This is a genomic window from Vreelandella arcis (genome assembly GCF_900103865.1).
In the GTDB taxonomy this organism is placed as follows: Bacteria; Pseudomonadota; Gammaproteobacteria; order Pseudomonadales; family Halomonadaceae; genus Vreelandella; species Vreelandella arcis.
Genome location: NZ_FNII01000003.1, coordinates 104,175 through 118,556, shown reverse-complemented (window position 1 = coordinate 118,556; position 14,382 = coordinate 104,175). Strand labels below are relative to the sequence as shown.

Annotated in this window: 15 protein-coding genes; 7 read left to right on the top strand and 8 right to left on the bottom strand. The window is 57.2% G+C overall.

What is annotated here, in order from left to right; genetic code table 11:
• Window positions 1-5: 5 nt before the first annotated feature.
• The 3 genes from BLR97_RS04255 to BLR97_RS04245 form a co-directional block, all read right to left on the bottom strand.
• A complete protein-coding gene (locus BLR97_RS04255; RefSeq protein WP_422821907.1) occupies window positions 6-1,367 on the bottom strand; it encodes an N-acetylmuramoyl-L-alanine amidase in 1,362 nt (453 codons plus the stop codon).
• Window positions 1,368-1,489: 122 nt separating this feature from the next.
• Entirely contained in the window at window positions 1,490-1,987 is a 498-nt protein-coding gene (gene tsaE, locus BLR97_RS04250) for a tRNA (adenosine(37)-N6)-threonylcarbamoyltransferase complex ATPase subunit type 1 TsaE (protein WP_089702842.1), read from the bottom strand.
• An 11-nt stretch (window positions 1,988-1,998) separates the two neighbouring features.
• Entirely contained in the window at window positions 1,999-3,492 is a 1,494-nt protein-coding gene (locus BLR97_RS04245; protein WP_089702840.1) for an NAD(P)H-hydrate dehydratase, read from the bottom strand.
• 127 nt (window positions 3,493-3,619) lie between these two features.
• Between BLR97_RS04245 and queG the strand changes: the two genes are divergently transcribed.
• Window positions 3,620-4,711 carry a tRNA epoxyqueuosine(34) reductase QueG gene (gene queG, locus BLR97_RS04240; RefSeq protein WP_089702838.1) on the top strand — a complete coding sequence of 364 codons (1,092 nt, stop codon included), beginning with the start codon at window positions 3,620-3,622 and terminating at the stop codon, window positions 4,709-4,711.
• 5 nt (window positions 4,712-4,716) lie between these two features.
• Here the strand turns inward: queG and orn are convergent, their stop codons facing one another.
• Window positions 4,717-5,298, bottom strand: coding sequence for an oligoribonuclease (gene orn, locus BLR97_RS04235; RefSeq protein ID WP_089702836.1), 582 nt, complete (start codon window positions 5,296-5,298; stop codon window positions 4,717-4,719).
• Window positions 5,299-5,385: 87 nt separating this feature from the next.
• On the opposite strand from orn, the gene rsgA reads away from it, so the two are divergent.
• Genes rsgA through asd form a run of 3 tightly spaced genes read left to right on the top strand, consistent with a single transcriptional unit; the run spans window position 5,386 to window position 8,109 of the window.
• On the top strand, window positions 5,386-6,405 hold the full coding sequence (gene rsgA / locus BLR97_RS04230) for a small ribosomal subunit biogenesis GTPase RsgA (RefSeq protein ID WP_089702834.1): 1,020 nt from the start codon (window positions 5,386-5,388) through the stop codon (window positions 6,403-6,405).
• 17 nt (window positions 6,406-6,422) lie between these two features.
• On the top strand, window positions 6,423-7,265 hold the full coding sequence (locus BLR97_RS04225; RefSeq protein WP_089702833.1) for a sulfurtransferase: 843 nt from the start codon (window positions 6,423-6,425) through the stop codon (window positions 7,263-7,265).
• Window positions 7,266-7,275: 10 nt separating this feature from the next.
• On the top strand, window positions 7,276-8,109 hold the full coding sequence (gene asd, locus BLR97_RS04220) for an archaetidylserine decarboxylase (protein WP_089702831.1): 834 nt from the start codon (window positions 7,276-7,278) through the stop codon (window positions 8,107-8,109).
• 3 nt (window positions 8,110-8,112) lie between these two features.
• Here the strand turns inward: asd and epmA are convergent, their stop codons facing one another.
• Complete coding sequence (gene epmA, locus BLR97_RS04215) at window positions 8,113-9,093, bottom strand: EF-P lysine aminoacylase EpmA (protein WP_089702829.1); 981 nt, start codon at window positions 9,091-9,093, stop codon at window positions 8,113-8,115.
• A 99-nt stretch (window positions 9,094-9,192) separates the two neighbouring features.
• Entirely contained in the window at window positions 9,193-9,759 is a 567-nt protein-coding gene (efp, locus tag BLR97_RS04210) for an elongation factor P (RefSeq protein WP_089702826.1), read from the bottom strand.
• Between the two features lie 107 nt (window positions 9,760-9,866).
• On the opposite strand from efp, the gene epmB reads away from it, so the two are divergent.
• Window positions 9,867-10,874 (top strand): EF-P beta-lysylation protein EpmB, encoded by a 1,008-nt coding sequence (gene epmB / locus BLR97_RS04205; protein ID WP_089702824.1) that lies wholly within the window; start codon window positions 9,867-9,869, stop codon window positions 10,872-10,874.
• Between the two features lie 138 nt (window positions 10,875-11,012).
• Here epmB and BLR97_RS04200 read toward each other — a convergent pair whose 3' ends face one another.
• Together BLR97_RS04200 and BLR97_RS04195 are read right to left on the bottom strand one after the other, a co-directional pair.
• Window positions 11,013-11,411, bottom strand: coding sequence for a type II toxin-antitoxin system VapC family toxin (locus BLR97_RS04200; protein WP_244511204.1), 399 nt, complete (start codon window positions 11,409-11,411; stop codon window positions 11,013-11,015).
• On the bottom strand, window positions 11,401-11,640 hold the full coding sequence (locus BLR97_RS04195; protein WP_089702820.1) for a type II toxin-antitoxin system Phd/YefM family antitoxin: 240 nt from the start codon (window positions 11,638-11,640) through the stop codon (window positions 11,401-11,403). The genes BLR97_RS04200 and BLR97_RS04195 overlap by 11 nt, the downstream gene beginning before the upstream one ends.
• Before the next feature lie 296 nt (window positions 11,641-11,936).
• Between BLR97_RS04195 and BLR97_RS04190 the strand changes: the two genes are divergently transcribed.
• Entirely contained in the window at window positions 11,937-12,302 is a 366-nt protein-coding gene (locus BLR97_RS04190; protein WP_089702818.1) for a hypothetical protein, read from the top strand.
• A gap of 10 nt (window positions 12,303-12,312) precedes the next feature.
• Entirely contained in the window at window positions 12,313-14,316 is a 2,004-nt protein-coding gene (locus BLR97_RS04185) for a pyrroloquinoline quinone-dependent dehydrogenase (RefSeq protein ID WP_089702816.1), read from the top strand.
• The last annotated feature ends 66 nt before the right edge of the window (window positions 14,317-14,382 follow it).

Genomic DNA, 14,382 nt, shown 5'->3' with positions numbered 1-14,382 from the left:
GCACCTCATGAACTGGGAATACGCAATACTTGACCGACGCGGATCACATCGCCGTTAAGGTCGTTGGCCTGCTTGAGCTGGTTGATCGGCACCCCGTGGCGCACCGCTATCGCCGAGAGCGTGTCACCAGACTGAATGCGGTACTCGTCGCCACTCGGGCGGCCCTGATTATCCCGCTGCCATGCGAGTAGGCTTGCTGGCGGCGGATAGCGTTCGAAATGGCGCTTCAGACCGCTGAAAATCGCCTCGGCAATCTGCTGCTGGTGGACGGGGTCGCGCAGGCGCCGCTCTTCGTCGGGATTGGAGATAAACCCTGTCTCAATCAGCAACGACGGAATATCGGGCGATTTGAGCACCATGAAACCCGCCTGTTCGACCCGCGATTTATGCAGCCGATTTACCCGCTTGAGCTGATCCAGCACCTGTCCGCCAATCGACAACGAATCGTTGAGCGTCGCCGTCATGGTCAAATCCAATAGCACGCCGCGAAGCACCTGATCCTTGTCGCGCAGCGACAGGCTACCGTCCACACCGCCGATCAGGTCGGAGCGATTTTCGCTATCGGCGAGCCACTGCGCGGTTTCTGAGGTCGCTCCCCGCTGGGATAGCGCATAGACGGAGCTTCCCTGGGGGCGCGGGCTGTTGAAGGCATCGGCATGAATCGACACGAAAAAGTCGGCTTTCTGCTCGCGGGCAAGCTGGGTACGCTGACGCAGCCCCAAGTAATAGTCGCCGTCGCGTATCAGCACCGCCTTGAAGCCGTCAACCGCATTGATGGTATTGGCCAGGCGCTGGCTGATGTCGAGCACGACATCCTTTTCACGGGTACCTGATGGGCCGATCGCCCCCGGATCTTCGCCCCCATGACCGGCGTCCACCGCGATAATGATATCGCGCCTCGGGTGAGGCCTGGCTTCCTCAGACACCCTCGGCTCATCCGCTGGCGAAGACGCCTGCTCACTATCGCCCACCTGGGCGCTGGCGCGCTGTGCCTCCATTTCCTGGTCGCGAATCATTGCCTCGATAGGGTCAATGGGGTTTTCCACCGCGCTTTCGCCGGGGTACTCCAGATCCACCACAAGCCGGTGACCATACTGATCGTTGGGCGCCAGGGTAAAGTGGCGCGGTTCCACCTCGCGGTTAAGCTCGAGCACGACCCGCAGCCCATTGCCGTTACGGGTGCCGGTGCGCACGGTACTGATCGCACTGTCCTCCAGTGATAGGCTATCTGGATCGGCTTCAAGCTGGCTGTCTTCCAGATCAATGACCAGTCGGGCAGGGCCATCCAAAGAAAACACGTTAGCCGATGACGGGCCCGACAGGTCGAAGACCAGGCGCGCATGGTCGGGCGCCGCCCAGAGTCGCATGCCCTCGACCGTGGCCGCCTGAAGCGACGTCCACAGCCCCGCCGATATGATTGCCACAACACTCAGCGCCACCTGGCGCAATGCCAACGCTTGCATCACCCTTGCACTTATACCCATAGCGCTTACGACCATTGAAATACACCGTCCTGCTGAGGACAGCCCGACAAGCGGTCACCTAACGTAGCCAGCACCCTTTCACCGAAGTCGCTACCGGCGCTTAGCCGGGCTCTGCGTCCGGGTTCGTCCACCGCCAACTGCAGGCGAATATCCGGCGTTGGCAGCCAGCCTTCTCCCCGACTGGGCCATTCAATCAAGCACAGCGCATCATCTGCCAATACGTCTCGTCCGCCGATAAACTCTAGCTCCTCAGGGTCGGATAAACGGTATAGATCAAGATGATAAAGCCGCTGGCCTGCCAGTTCATAAGGCTCCACCAACGTATAGGTGGGACTTTTAACCGCCCCCTGATAGCCATAGGCCCGCAATACGCCGCGGGTCAGCGTCGTTTTACCCGCCCCCAAGTCGCCTTCCAGATAAATACGTCCGCGTCCTTGCAATACGTTACCCAGGGTTTCGCCAAACGCCACCTGAGCCTCTTCATTATCCAGTTGCACCTGCATGTAGGCTGCCTTCACGGGTTAATTAATTCTCGTGCATAGGATGCCAGATCGCTTGCTAGCAAGCCACGTTCACCGAACGCGGCCGCCGCGCGATCCGCCGCCAAGGCGTGCACCAAGGTACCCAACCACGCACTGGCTTCGATATCGCCGCGCTGAGCAATCAGCGCACCCAGCATGCCGCTTAGCGCATCGCCCATACCGCCGCTGGCCATACCGGGGTTACCATAGGGACACACCATCAAACCGCCCGGGCCTGCCACTAAACTGCCCGCGCCCTTCAAAATCACCACGCCGCCCCACGCGCGTTGCAGCGCCTGGGCGGCCGCGGGCCGATCGCTCTGGACATCCTCAACCGAGCAACCTAGCAAGCGCGCAGCCTCACCGGGATGGGGCGTCAGCACCCAGTCATCGCGTCGCAAATCCGGCCAGTGGCGGGCCAACAGTGTCAATCCATCAGCATCCACGACCAGCGGCACTGAGGCCTGCAAAGCACTTTGCAGGATAGCCTGCCCCCAGGCTGCCTGACCAAGCCCAGGCCCTACCACAACCACATCCGACTGTTCTGGCAGCTCACTGGCTTCAGCCCCGCCGCGTACCGCGTGTGCCATTACTTCTGGACAGCGTACTAAACTAGCCGTTATATGCTCAGCGGACGTCGCCAAACTGACTTTCCCGGCGCCTAAGCGCGCCGCCGCTTGAGACGCTAGCAACGCCGCGCCGCCAAAGCCAGAGGCGCCGCCCATCACCAAGACATGTCCCATGCGACCTTTGTGACTGGTGCGCGAACGCGGCGTAAACGCCTCGCTCAGCAAGGCGTCATCAAGGCGCCAAGCGGTGGGCGGAATATCAAAAAACGCCTGAGCTTTAACGCTCAGCGGTCGAAAATCGATTTCCCCGGTATATGCCGGGGCATCGCCCGTATGCAGGCCAATTTTGTCGCCAATAAACGTCACCGTGCAGGCAGCTTCCACCGCCACGCCAAGAACCGCCCCCGTATCAGCCGCTAACCCTGATGGAATATCAATCGACAAGATCGGCCGGGAGGCTGAATTGATGAGCTCGATGGCACGCCGATAGCGACCTGACACCTCGCCGTTCAAGCCTGTGCCCAGCAGCGCATCGACAATGACCTCCCCCGTCAACACTATTGAAGGATGCCATTCTTCGCAGCCCACCCCGGCTTGACTGGCTAGCTGCGCGGCGCGAAAAGCGTCGTCCTTTAATTCCTCCAGCGGCTTGAGCGAAATACGCTGCACTTTAAGCCCCGACTGCATCGCCAGTGCTGCCAATACGTGGCCATCGCCGCCGTTGTTGCCACTTCCGCAGAACACCGTAACGCTGCGCGCCTGAGGCCAACGGGAGCGAAAACTGTGCCAAGCGCTTGAAGCCGCACGCTGCATCAAAGCAAAGCCATCAATTCCCCCCTCGATGGTTCGCCGGTCAAGCTCGCGCACTTGGGCCGCTTTATAAAGAGGGCGTAACGTAGACGTACTTAAGCGAGACACGATCTCTCCTTTCGCATGTTGTGATGACCAGCAATGCGTTAGCATAGCGCGGCTGACGCCTAACCGTTGAGTTTCAACAGCCAATTTCTCTGTCTTTTCTTTTTTTTGCGACGAAGCGGCACGCCCCATGCTTTCAGACGACACCCTTGCCGATCTTGCCGAGCTCATCAAAACCTGGGGGCGTGAGCTAGGTTTTCAGCAGGTCGGCATTACCGACACCCAACTGGACGCCCATGAAGCACACCTCAATGCTTGGCTAGACAAAGGCTACCACGGTGAAATGAGCTTTATGGCCAAACACGGCACCAAGCGTACCCGCCCGGCAGAGCTGGAGCCCGGCACACAGCGGGTGATCTGCGTGCGCATGGATTATCTTCCCGCCGAGGTAGAGAGCACCAAGGTGCTCGGCCAACCCAACCGCGCCTATGTATCGCGCTACGCCCTCGGCCGGGATTACCACAAACTGATGCGCAAACGCTTGGCGCAGCTGGCTAAACAAATCGAGCACGAGGTTGGTGCGTTTGGCTACCGTGCCTTTGTCGATTCCGCCCCGGTGATGGAGCGGGCACTTGCCCAAAAGGCGGGCCTTGGCTGGTTTGGCAAAAACGCCATGCTGCTCAACCCCAAAGCGGGCTCACTGTTTTTCCTGGGCGAGCTTTACACCGATTTACCCTTGCCCGTCGATGCACCGTTTGAAGAAGAACACTGCGGTAGCTGCAGCGCGTGCCGTACCGCCTGCCCGACCGGCGCCATCGTCGATGACAAAGTGATCGACTCGCGCAAGTGCATCTCTTACCTGACAATTGAGCTACACGGCGCCATTCCCACGGAATATCGCCGCGCCATGGGCAACCGGATATACGGCTGTGACGACTGCCAGCTAGTGTGCCCTTTCACCCGCTTTACCCGCGTCACCCAGGAAGAGGATTTCGCGCCCCGCCACGACCTCGACCGCGCGTCGCTTATCCGCCTATTTGCCTGGGGGGAAGAGGAATTTCTCGCCAAAACGGCGGGCAGTCCCATCCGGCGTATTGGCTACGAGCGCTGGCTACGCAATATCGCCGTAGGCCTGGGCAACGCGCCCTGGAGCGAGGCTCTGGAGGCCGCGCTCTGGTCACGGCGGGCCTACCCAAGCGCCCTGGTGCGCGAACACGTTGCCTGGGCGCTTGAGGAACAGCGCCTTAAGCGCGCGACGCGTATTGCCACTGATGTGTCTTAACCATTTTATTCTTCTTCGTCGCTCTGCGTCTCAAGGCGTAAGAACGTATTGCGATAATGGGCAAGCTCAGCAATCGACTCTTTTATGTCGTCCATCGCCAAGTGCACATTTTGCTTTTTGAACCCCGCCAGTGCGCCCGGGTTCCAACGCTTGGCCAGCTCTTTGACGCTTGAAACATCCAGATTGCGATAGTGGAAGAATGCCCACAGCGCTGGCATTTCGCGCTCTAGAAAACGCCGATCCTGGTGGATGCTGTTACCGCACATCGGTGACGAGCCCGGCACAACGTACTGGCGCAGAAAGTCCAGGGTCTGCTGTTCAGCCCCGGCGACGCCTACATCGCTGGCTTTAACCCGCGCCACCAGGCCCGATTCGCCGTGGGTCTTCTGATTCCATTCATCCATGCTGGCCAACAGGCTCTCAGGCTGTTTAACCGCGATCACCGGCCCTTCGGCCACCACGTTCAAGTGAGCGTCGGTGATCAAGGTAGCCACTTCGATAATGCGCTCCTTGTTAGGATCCAACCCGGTCATTTCCAAGTCAATCCAAACCAGTAAGTCATCACGCGGTTCGACATGTTCGCTCATAGTGCTCTCCAATATAGTGGGTAGATCAAGTTACCCAGCAGCGGTTAACAGGTACAATGCAACCATTGTACCGAGCATCGGGTGGTCATGAGCAAACGTAAATTAAGCCGCCAGCAACGTTGGCGGGTCGAAAAGGTCCAGGCAGAGCGCGCGCAGCGTGCTGAAAAGCGTGATGTACAGGACGCCGAAAAGCTAGCCGCTGGCGAGTACGGTGCCGAACAGCCCGGCCGTGTGATGGCGCATTTTGGACGTACCCTAGAAGTACGCAACGCCGACGGCATGCCCGTGCGCTGCCACTTGCGCGCCAATTTAGACGGTTTGGTAACCGGCGACCGGGTCATTTGGCGGGCAGGCCAGGACGGCTCCGGCGTGGTCGTGGCCCGCGAGGAACGCGACAGCGTCTTAAAACGCCCAGACTCAAGGGGCTTGCTCAAACCAGTGGCCGCCAATATCGATCAGTTGCTAATCGTATTCGCCGCCGAACCCGCGCCCCACCCCAACTTGATCGATCGCTACTTGGTGGCAGCTGAAGCCACCGACATCGCGCCTGTATTAGTACTCAACAAAACCGATCTACTTCCGGAAGGTGGCGGCGAACTAGGCACGTTATTAGAACGCTACCACGCGTTGGGCTACCCCGTTATACGCACCACCACAGCAAGCGATGCCGGCCTTGATGCGTTACGCCAACAGTTAGAGGGGCGCACGTCGGTATTTGTCGGCCAGAGCGGCGTCGGCAAATCATCGCTCATCGACCTGCTGCTTCCTGATGAAACCCTGCGCATTGGTGCGTTGTCGGAAGACTCACGCAAAGGCACCCACACAACGACCACAGCGCGGCTCTATGCCATGCGCAGTGACGAAGTAACCAACGGTGAATTAATTGACTCCCCGGGGATTCGTGAGTTTGGCCTGATTCATCTTGATGAGCAGGACGTCACCGACGGCTTTATCGAATTTCGCCCGTTTATCGGTCACTGCCGTTTTCGCGACTGTCGCCACCGCAACGAACCCGGTTGTGCTTTACTCAATGCCGTCGAGACAGGCAAGATTCATCAACAACGATTTGCCAGCTATCGCCGCATTCTCGATAGCCTTGAGGCTTAATTGATAAGGAGTCGCCCATGAGTACCGAGAGTCACTCGTCTGAAACCAACGTGCTGCCCTTGATTGTTGAGCCTGAGCAACTTCAAGCGCGCCTGGACGACCCTCAACTGCTGATTATCGATGTACCGGTCAACCCTGACAGCTACCGTCAGGGCCATGTGCCGGGGGCCATCTTCCTCGATTTTCGCCACCTGATGCGCGGCGAAGGGCCTGTGCCGAGCGACGTACCCAGCGTCGAGGCGCTGTCGCGGTTATTCAGCACCCTGGGCCTCACCCGTGATACGCATGTGGTGGCCTACGATGACGAGGGCGGCGGCTGGGCGGCGCGCCTGCTGTGGACGCTCGATCTCATCGGCCACTACCGCTACTCCTACCTCAACGGCGGCATTCATGCCTGGCGCGACGCTGGTCTTAACCAAAGCACCGACCCTTCGGCCCCGGCGCCCAGCGACTACCAGGCAGAGATTCTCAATCCCCAAGCATTAATTACCTGCGACGAGATCAAACAGAAACTCGACGATAAAGCATTTGCCGTCTGGGATGCGCGCTCCCAAGCCGAGTACGACGGTGAAAAAGGTAACAACAAGCATCTGGGACATATTCCAGGCGCGGTCAATATGGACTGGGTCAATGCCATGGATCGAGACCGCGCGTTACGCATTCGCGATTACGCCGAGCTAGTCACCGAGCTTGACGCACTGGGTCTAACCCCCGACATGGAAATTGCCACTCATTGCCAAAGCCATCATCGCAGCAGTTTTACCTGGCTGGTTGGCAAGGCGCTGGGCTTTAATATGCGCGGTTACGCAGGCTCCTGGGGTGAATGGGGCAACCGCGACGACACACCGATTGAGAAGTGAAGCCATCACAGTGACAGTTTCCCAACAAGCGTTCTCCCTACTCCAGTACCCGCTGCCGCATCATGCGCTGTCTCGGCTGACGGGTATGTTCGCCCAGTGTGACAACCCCTGGGTAAAAAACACCCTAATTAACGCCTTCATTAAGCGCTTCGACGTGGACATGAGTCAGGCGTTGGAGCCTGACCCTAGCGTTTACGCCACCTTTAACGACTTCTTTACCCGCGCCTTGCAAGCAGATGCGCGCCCGCTAGGCGAAGGCCTGCTTAGCCCAGCCGATGGCACGCTTTCCCAATACGGGCGCTTGCAGGCTGGCCAACTGGTGCAAGCAAAAGGCCACACCTACTCCGCGCAAACCCTACTGGGTGGCAATACGGCACTGGCAGAAGAGTTTCTCGGCGGCAGTTTCGCCACCGTTTACCTCTCGCCACGTGACTATCACCGAGTGCATATGCCGGTGACCGGTACGCTGCGCGAGATGATTTATGTACCAGGGCGCCTGTTCTCGGTTAATCAGGCCACCGCCAACTATGTGCCAGGCCTGTTTGCCCGAAACGAGCGTTTGGTATGTATTTTTGATACTCCATATGGGCCAATGGCGATGGTGCTGGTCGGCGCAATGATTGTCGCGGCCATTGAAACCGTCTGGTCGGGCCAGGTGACGCCGCTTTCGAACCAGCCCCAGCGTATGCAGTTTGGCCAACCCGTAACGCTAGAAAGAGGCGCAGAAATGGGCCGTTTCAAGCTCGGTTCCACCGTGGTGATGTGCTTTGCCAAGCCGGTTAATTTTAACGCTCTTGCTGTTAATACCATGGTGCAAATGGGCCAGACGCTGGGCGATGTTTAATCGCTAGCAATTAGGCGTAGAGAACGTCAGCACGTCTTCCAGGCGTGCCTTGCCTAGCGCCAGCTGAATCAAGCGATCGATGCCCAATGCCACCCCAGCACCTTCAGGCAGCCCGTGTTCAAGGGCCGCCAACAGGGACACATCAACATCCACTTCTGGCAAGCCTATCTGCCGTCGTTCGGCGTTATCTTCCGTGAAGCGCGCGCGCTGCTCGGCGGCATCGGTTAACTCATCGTAGCCATTCGCAAGCTCAACGCCGTCCAAATAAAGCTCAAAGCGCGACGCGACCCACTCACCGTCAGTATCCTGATGACGACGCGCCAGCGCTGCCTGACTCGCCGGATAATCGACCACCACGCTTAATTCGTTTCGCCCTAGCTGGGGCTCAATCACCATGCTCATCAACAAGTCCAGACAGGTATCGCGACCTTCGTTGGCCAGGGCATGGGCCGACATTTGGCCACGTTCTGCCGCCAGCCTGCGCAGCATTTCAAGCGAGGCCGTAAACGGATCGACCGTTAAATAAGTATGAAACAGCGCCCGATAACGATAATGCACCACCGGGCCCGCAAAACTGGGCAGAATATTGGCAACCAAGGTGGTTGTTTCATCAATCAACTGCGCCATGGTAAAGCCTGGGCGGTACCACTCCAGCATGGTGAATTCGATGTTGTGCCTTACACCCACTTCGCCGTCGCGGAAGCTTTTAGCCAATTGAAAAATCGGCCCGCTGCCCGCCGCCAGCAAGCGCTTCATATGAAACTCCGGCGAGGTTTGCAACCACAGCCGACGTCGGCCACTCGCGGTGCGTGCCAAGGTAGACAAAGAAACGAGATGCACATCGGTACTACCGCCCTGGCCCAGCACTGGCGTTTCCACCTCCAGCACGCCTCGCTCGGTAAAAAACGCCCGCACTCTTGCTAGCAAATGTGCTCGCTCCCGAAGCGTCTCGATATCCGCTGTTGGCTGCCAGTTAGTGGTCATTGGCATCTCCTTAACGTCATAAAGCCACGCAGAGTCATGGCGTGGCTTTATAAGACATAGGCGGTGGCACTTGCTTAGCGCTTGGCGTTCAAATAACGCTTAGGCCCGTGACACGTACTCGCCAGAACGTGTATCAACTTTCAACACTTCGCCCTGGTTAATAAATAGCGGTACGCGAACCACCGCACCGGACGACAACGTTGCAGGCTTAGAGCCGCCTTGCGCGGTATCGCCTTTTAAACCAGGATCCGTTTCAATGACTTCCAGCTCAATAAAGTTCGGCGGCGCCACATGGATAGCGTTATCGTTCCACAAGGTAACGGTATAAGGAACCTGCTCTTTGAGCCATTTTTCCGTATCGCCCAACGCCTTCTTTTCCACCGCATACTGCTCGAAGGAACCGTCGGTTTTCATGAAGTACCACATCTGGCCATCGTTATAGAGATATTCCATCTCCAACTCCATGACGTCGGCACCCTCTAACGAATCCCCCGATTTAAAGGTACGCTCCCCGACACGCCCGGTCATCAGGTTACGCAACTTGACGCGGTTAAAGGCTTGGCCTTTGCCCGGCTTCACCAGGTCGTTCTCGATGATGCTGCAAGGATCGCCATCGAGCATTACTTTCAAACCGCCCTTGAATTCGTTGGTAGAATAGTTCGCCATATTGCCTCTCAATGATGCATTTCAGTCGCGTGACCAGCGAAGCACCGCTTCGCCGCTCATGATTGTGGTTAAATAAGTCCGCGCATGATAACCCGAAGGAGGGCTTTTTGCAGGAGAACATCATTATCGCTCAACCCCATACGCCGTCTTGGCAGCAACAGCTCTCACAGGCGATTCGCGACCCCGCCGCTCTTTGCCAGCGCCTGGGGCTGGGTGATACGTGGCTTCCGGGCGCTCGCAACGGGCATCAGCTATTTGAGATTTGCGTGCCCGAGCCTTACTTATCGCGCATGACACCAGGCGACCCTAACGACCCGCTGCTACGCCAGGTATTACCCCTTAATGCTGAAGCCCAAACCCCCGCGGGTTACGTGGCCGATCCCCTTGCAGAAGCCGACCATCAGCCTGCCAAAGGGCTCATTCACAAGTACGCTGGTCGCGTGTTGCTCATCGCCAGCCCTGCCTGTGCGATCAACTGCCGCTACTGTTTTCGTCGTCATTTTCCCTACAGCGATAACTCACCTTCAAGGGCCCAGTGGCAAGAAACGCTGGATTATCTGCGCGCCGACACCACTATCCACGAAGTTATCCTTTCCGGTGGCGACCCGCTCGCCGCCAGCGACCGCCAGTTGACATGGCTGGTCGAGCAGCTAGACAACATTCCTCACCTTAAGCGGCTACGCATTCATACCCGCTTGCCGGTGGTGATCCCCGACCGCGTTGATGACACGGTTCTCGGATGGCTGGGATCAACCCGCCTACAAAAAGTCGTCGTGCTGCATGTCAATCACGCTAACGAGATAGACCAAGCGGTGGTCGATGCCTGTGCACGCCTTAAACAGATCGGGGCAACGCTACTTAACCAGAGCGTATTGTTGCGCAATGTGAACGATAGAGTCACGACCCTGGCCGCCCTTTCTGAACGACTTTTCGAGGCGGGGATTCTTCCCTACTACTTGCATGTCTTAGACCCCGTTCAAGGCGCCGCGCACTTTGATGTGCCGGATGAAGAAGCACGAGAGCTAGTTGCTGAGCTACGCAATCACTTACCGGGGTTCTTAATGCCGCGCCTGGTGCGGGAAATTCCTGGCGAAGGAAGTAAAACGCCGTTGTAGGGAATGCCACGTCGATGCTAATCAGGGGCTTGAGCAAGTAGCACCAGCTTGTCTTGGGCCCGCATGGCGCTGAACTTAACCTACCGCCTCTCCCTGAACGGATAGCTAAAGCTGCCTTACAACTACATCCTTAGGTTCTTATATCCGCCTAATTGGCCCAGCGTACTGAGCCACCCATTCATCCGCCGTCAACAGCAAAAACCCCTCGGCTTCTGCCTGGGCCACCAAAATTCGATCAAAGGGATCTTTGTGAATGCTGGGTAAATGTGCAACGTTCAGTGTATGCAATGAACTAATAGGAAGTTCTAAATAGCCATTATCCACCAACCCTCGGCGCAACAGATATGGGTCAACGTGGAAATCAGGACGTTGCAGGCTGTTTTTGATCACCACTTCCCAGATGCTGGCGGCGCTAAAATAGAGCCTATTGTTATCATCGTTGATCAGGGCTAGTGCATCAGCAGAGAGCTTCTCCGGCTCTGCCGCCGCCCAAAGCAAAATATGCGTATCCAGAAGGAGATTCACATCAGCCTCCAAACATCTTGGCTATTTCCTCCTGACCCATCCGATCAAATTCATTGGGTACTTGAAACTGCCCTGCCAGGAAACCCAGACGCTTATGCTGGCCAGCAGCGGGGCTGTCAATGGCCGTCACGCGCGCCATCGGCTTACCTGCTTTGGCAATGATAAACCCCTCGCCTTCGGCAGCCCGCGCAACTAACTGCGACAAGCGCGTTTTGGCTTCATGAATGTTGATAGCTTCCATATCGAGCCTCTTTGGCAACACGACTTAGCAATACAGCTTTTAAAAGATACAGCTTTAAAAGATACAGCTTACAAAAGCTAAGACTTAGTCTAATAAACTTAGTTTAGTCGAGACAAGCGCTTTTTCAATGTCTGCCATTCACTGACAAAGCCGCGCTGCGCGTTTTCACGCTTGATTAAATCGCGGCGCTAAGGTCGAAAAAGTTTCGTTCTCTGCTACCGTTATAGAGCTAATCATTTTCTCATTAGGCTTTCGTCTTACTGTTATGCCAATATTTTCAAGGAGGAAATAATGTTATGTCGACATTACGCTCGTCTCGACTGGGCGCTATCGTGCTGCTAATAGCTTCGCTTGCCGGGCTGGCTATCGCTCTCTACGCCTACTTCACGCCATTGACCGGGGTCACAGGGACACTTGGTGCACTTGTGGCCACTGTGGCCTGTCTCGCCCTTGTGGTAATGGCACTGCTTCTCGCTGTCATAAAAAGTCGTGGTGCTTCCATCGCACTACGGGTACTTATTCTGCTGGGTCTCGCCGGTACGTTTCTCGCTGGGCTGCTTCTGCATCAGTGGTGGATTGGCGTCGCGATGGTTGTCGGTCTAATAGGCCTGATTATCGATATGCTTCGCCCATCATCACAAGTCCATCCCACCCAAGCCTGAGGAGCCGCCTATGCCGACTTTTATATCCGCCGCACAACGCTTGGGCACGCTCTCCGCCCTGGCACTTTGTCTCACGCCCATGCCGCTGCTGGCCCAGGATCAGCCAGATGAGCAGGAGAACACCGAGCAGGAAGAAGCGACTGACGCCGCCCCCATTCCGCTGGTGCCTGGAGAACCCACCTGGGATAGTTTTCACGGCCAGCTCAACGCCCAGAAATATAGCCCGCTCGATCAGATCAATGCCGACAACGTCGGCGAACTGGAGAAAGTTTGGGAAGTCCACACCGGTGATGTCGCGGATGGTTCGGGCGAATTACCCGCAACCGTTTGGTCCGCGACCCCAGTGTTTGCCAACGATACCCTGTATATCGGCACGCCGTTCTATCGGATCCTCGCCCTTGACCCTGCCAGTGGTGAAGAAAAGTGGAGTTTCGATACCCAATCTTCTCTTGAAGCCCTGACCCAGCCCGCCTTAAAGAATCGTGGTGTCGCCTACTGGGAAGCGGACGATCCGGTAGACGGCGAAGCCTGCCAGAAAATCGTTTATATGGGCACCATGGATGCACAGCTGTTTGCAGTCGACGCCGATAGCGGCGAACCGTGCACAAGCTTTGCCAATAACGGCGTGCTCGACGTTAACCAGTGGAATGATACCCATGACAAGTGGCCGTTGTCGCTGCTGCAGCCACCGACAGTCGTCGGTGATCGCTTGATCCTTGGCTGGGCGGGGATGGATTGGGCTTATGAGCAAGCTCCCCCCGGTTCCGTGTTTGCCCTTAATGCCCGTACCGGCGAACTCGAATGGACTTTCCAGGCACTGCCCGATGAGATACGCGAGCAAAGCGGTACCGCCAATGTTTGGACGCATATGTCCGCCGACGAAGAGCGGGGCTTGGTTTATCTGCCGGTCTCTTCCCCCTCGCCGAACTTCTGGGGTGGCAATCGCACCGAAGAGGTGCCATTGGCAACCTCAACGACTGCCCTAGATATCGAGACCGGCGATGTCGTCTGGTCACGGCAGTGGGTTCATCATGATATCTGGGACTACGATACTGTTGCCGCTCCCACCCTGATGGATATCACGGTGGACGGCGAGGAGGTACCTGCACTGCTCCAAGCAACCAAGATGGGCTTTCTGTTCGTGGTTAATCGCGAAACCGGTGAAGACATCTGGCCAATTGAAGAACGTCCGGTACCCAGTGGCGACGGCAGCGTCGACGGCGAAGTTTACGCCCCAACCCAACCCTTCCCCACCAAACCGGCGCCGCTGCTTGATCAGTCTGAAAAACCCAATGTCTGGGCACTGGCCGATGCCGTGGGTTTCGGTGAATGCTCGGCGCTGTGGGAGGATTTGAGCTACGAAGGCATGTACACCCCACCCACCACCCAAGGCGAAGGGGCACTTGGCTACCCAATCACCGCCGGGGGCGTACAGTGGGGCGGCGTAGCGTTTGATCCTGAAAGCCAAACTGCCATAGTGAACACCTCTCATATTGTCCAGTACCTGAAGCTCTATAATCGCGAGGCCTATGAAGAGGCGGATAGCGGTTCGGGCAACGAAAGCGGCTTTGCGCCCCAAGAAGGCGCCCCTTACGGGATACGCCTTGAAATCGCTCAGAACTGGCTCGGTATGCCCTGTTGGGAACCACCCTTCGGTGAGCTTGTCGCGCTCGACATGACCTCCGGCGACGTGAAATGGCGTCGACCAGTGGGAGCATCGCAGCAGTATGGCTTCTTCATGCCCGAAAGCTGGGGTTCGCCTACCATCGGTGGCCCGGCAGTGACGGCTGGCGGTATTGTATTCATTGGCGCCTCCATGGACGCCAAGGTACGCGCTTACTCCCTTGAAACCGGCGAGGAGCTGTGGGAAGACCAGCTCGAGGCGCCCTCGGTATCAAACCCTGCGGTCTATGAGTACAACGGTCGCGAATATGTTGCCTTTATTGGTGGTGGCAACACTATCCTAAAAGCTCAGGTCGGCGATCAAATCGCGGTCTATGCCCTGCCGGAATAAACGTCGCAATTAGTAATCAGGTAACAAATAGGGCGGCCTTAAAGGCCGCCCTATTTGCGTTACTGG

What these genes read in the sequence shown, in the direction of transcription:
- BLR97_RS04255 (WP_422821907.1), bottom strand. Translation starts at nt 1,367, where the DNA reads ATGCGACTCTGGGCGGCGCCCGACCATGCGCGCCTGGTCTTCGACCTG.
- tsaE (WP_089702842.1), bottom strand. Translation starts at nt 1,987, where the DNA reads ATGCAGGTGCAACTGGATAATGAAGAGGCTCAGGTGGCGTTTGGCGAA.
- queG (WP_089702838.1), top strand. Translation starts at nt 3,620, where the DNA reads ATGCTTTCAGACGACACCCTTGCCGATCTTGCCGAGCTCATCAAAACC.
- orn (WP_089702836.1), bottom strand. Translation starts at nt 5,298, where the DNA reads ATGAGCGAACATGTCGAACCGCGTGATGACTTACTGGTTTGGATTGAC.
- rsgA (WP_089702834.1), top strand. Translation starts at nt 5,386, where the DNA reads ATGAGCAAACGTAAATTAAGCCGCCAGCAACGTTGGCGGGTCGAAAAG.
- BLR97_RS04225 (WP_089702833.1), top strand. Translation starts at nt 6,423, where the DNA reads ATGAGTACCGAGAGTCACTCGTCTGAAACCAACGTGCTGCCCTTGATT.
- epmA (WP_089702829.1), bottom strand. Translation starts at nt 9,093, where the DNA reads ATGACCACTAACTGGCAGCCAACAGCGGATATCGAGACGCTTCGGGAG.
- efp (WP_089702826.1), bottom strand. Translation starts at nt 9,759, where the DNA reads ATGGCGAACTATTCTACCAACGAATTCAAGGGCGGTTTGAAAGTAATG.
- BLR97_RS04195 (WP_089702820.1), bottom strand. Translation starts at nt 11,640, where the DNA reads ATGGAAGCTATCAACATTCATGAAGCCAAAACGCGCTTGTCGCAGTTA.
- BLR97_RS04190 (WP_089702818.1), top strand. Translation starts at nt 11,937, where the DNA reads ATGTCGACATTACGCTCGTCTCGACTGGGCGCTATCGTGCTGCTAATA.
- BLR97_RS04185 (WP_089702816.1), top strand. Translation starts at nt 12,313, where the DNA reads ATGCCGACTTTTATATCCGCCGCACAACGCTTGGGCACGCTCTCCGCC.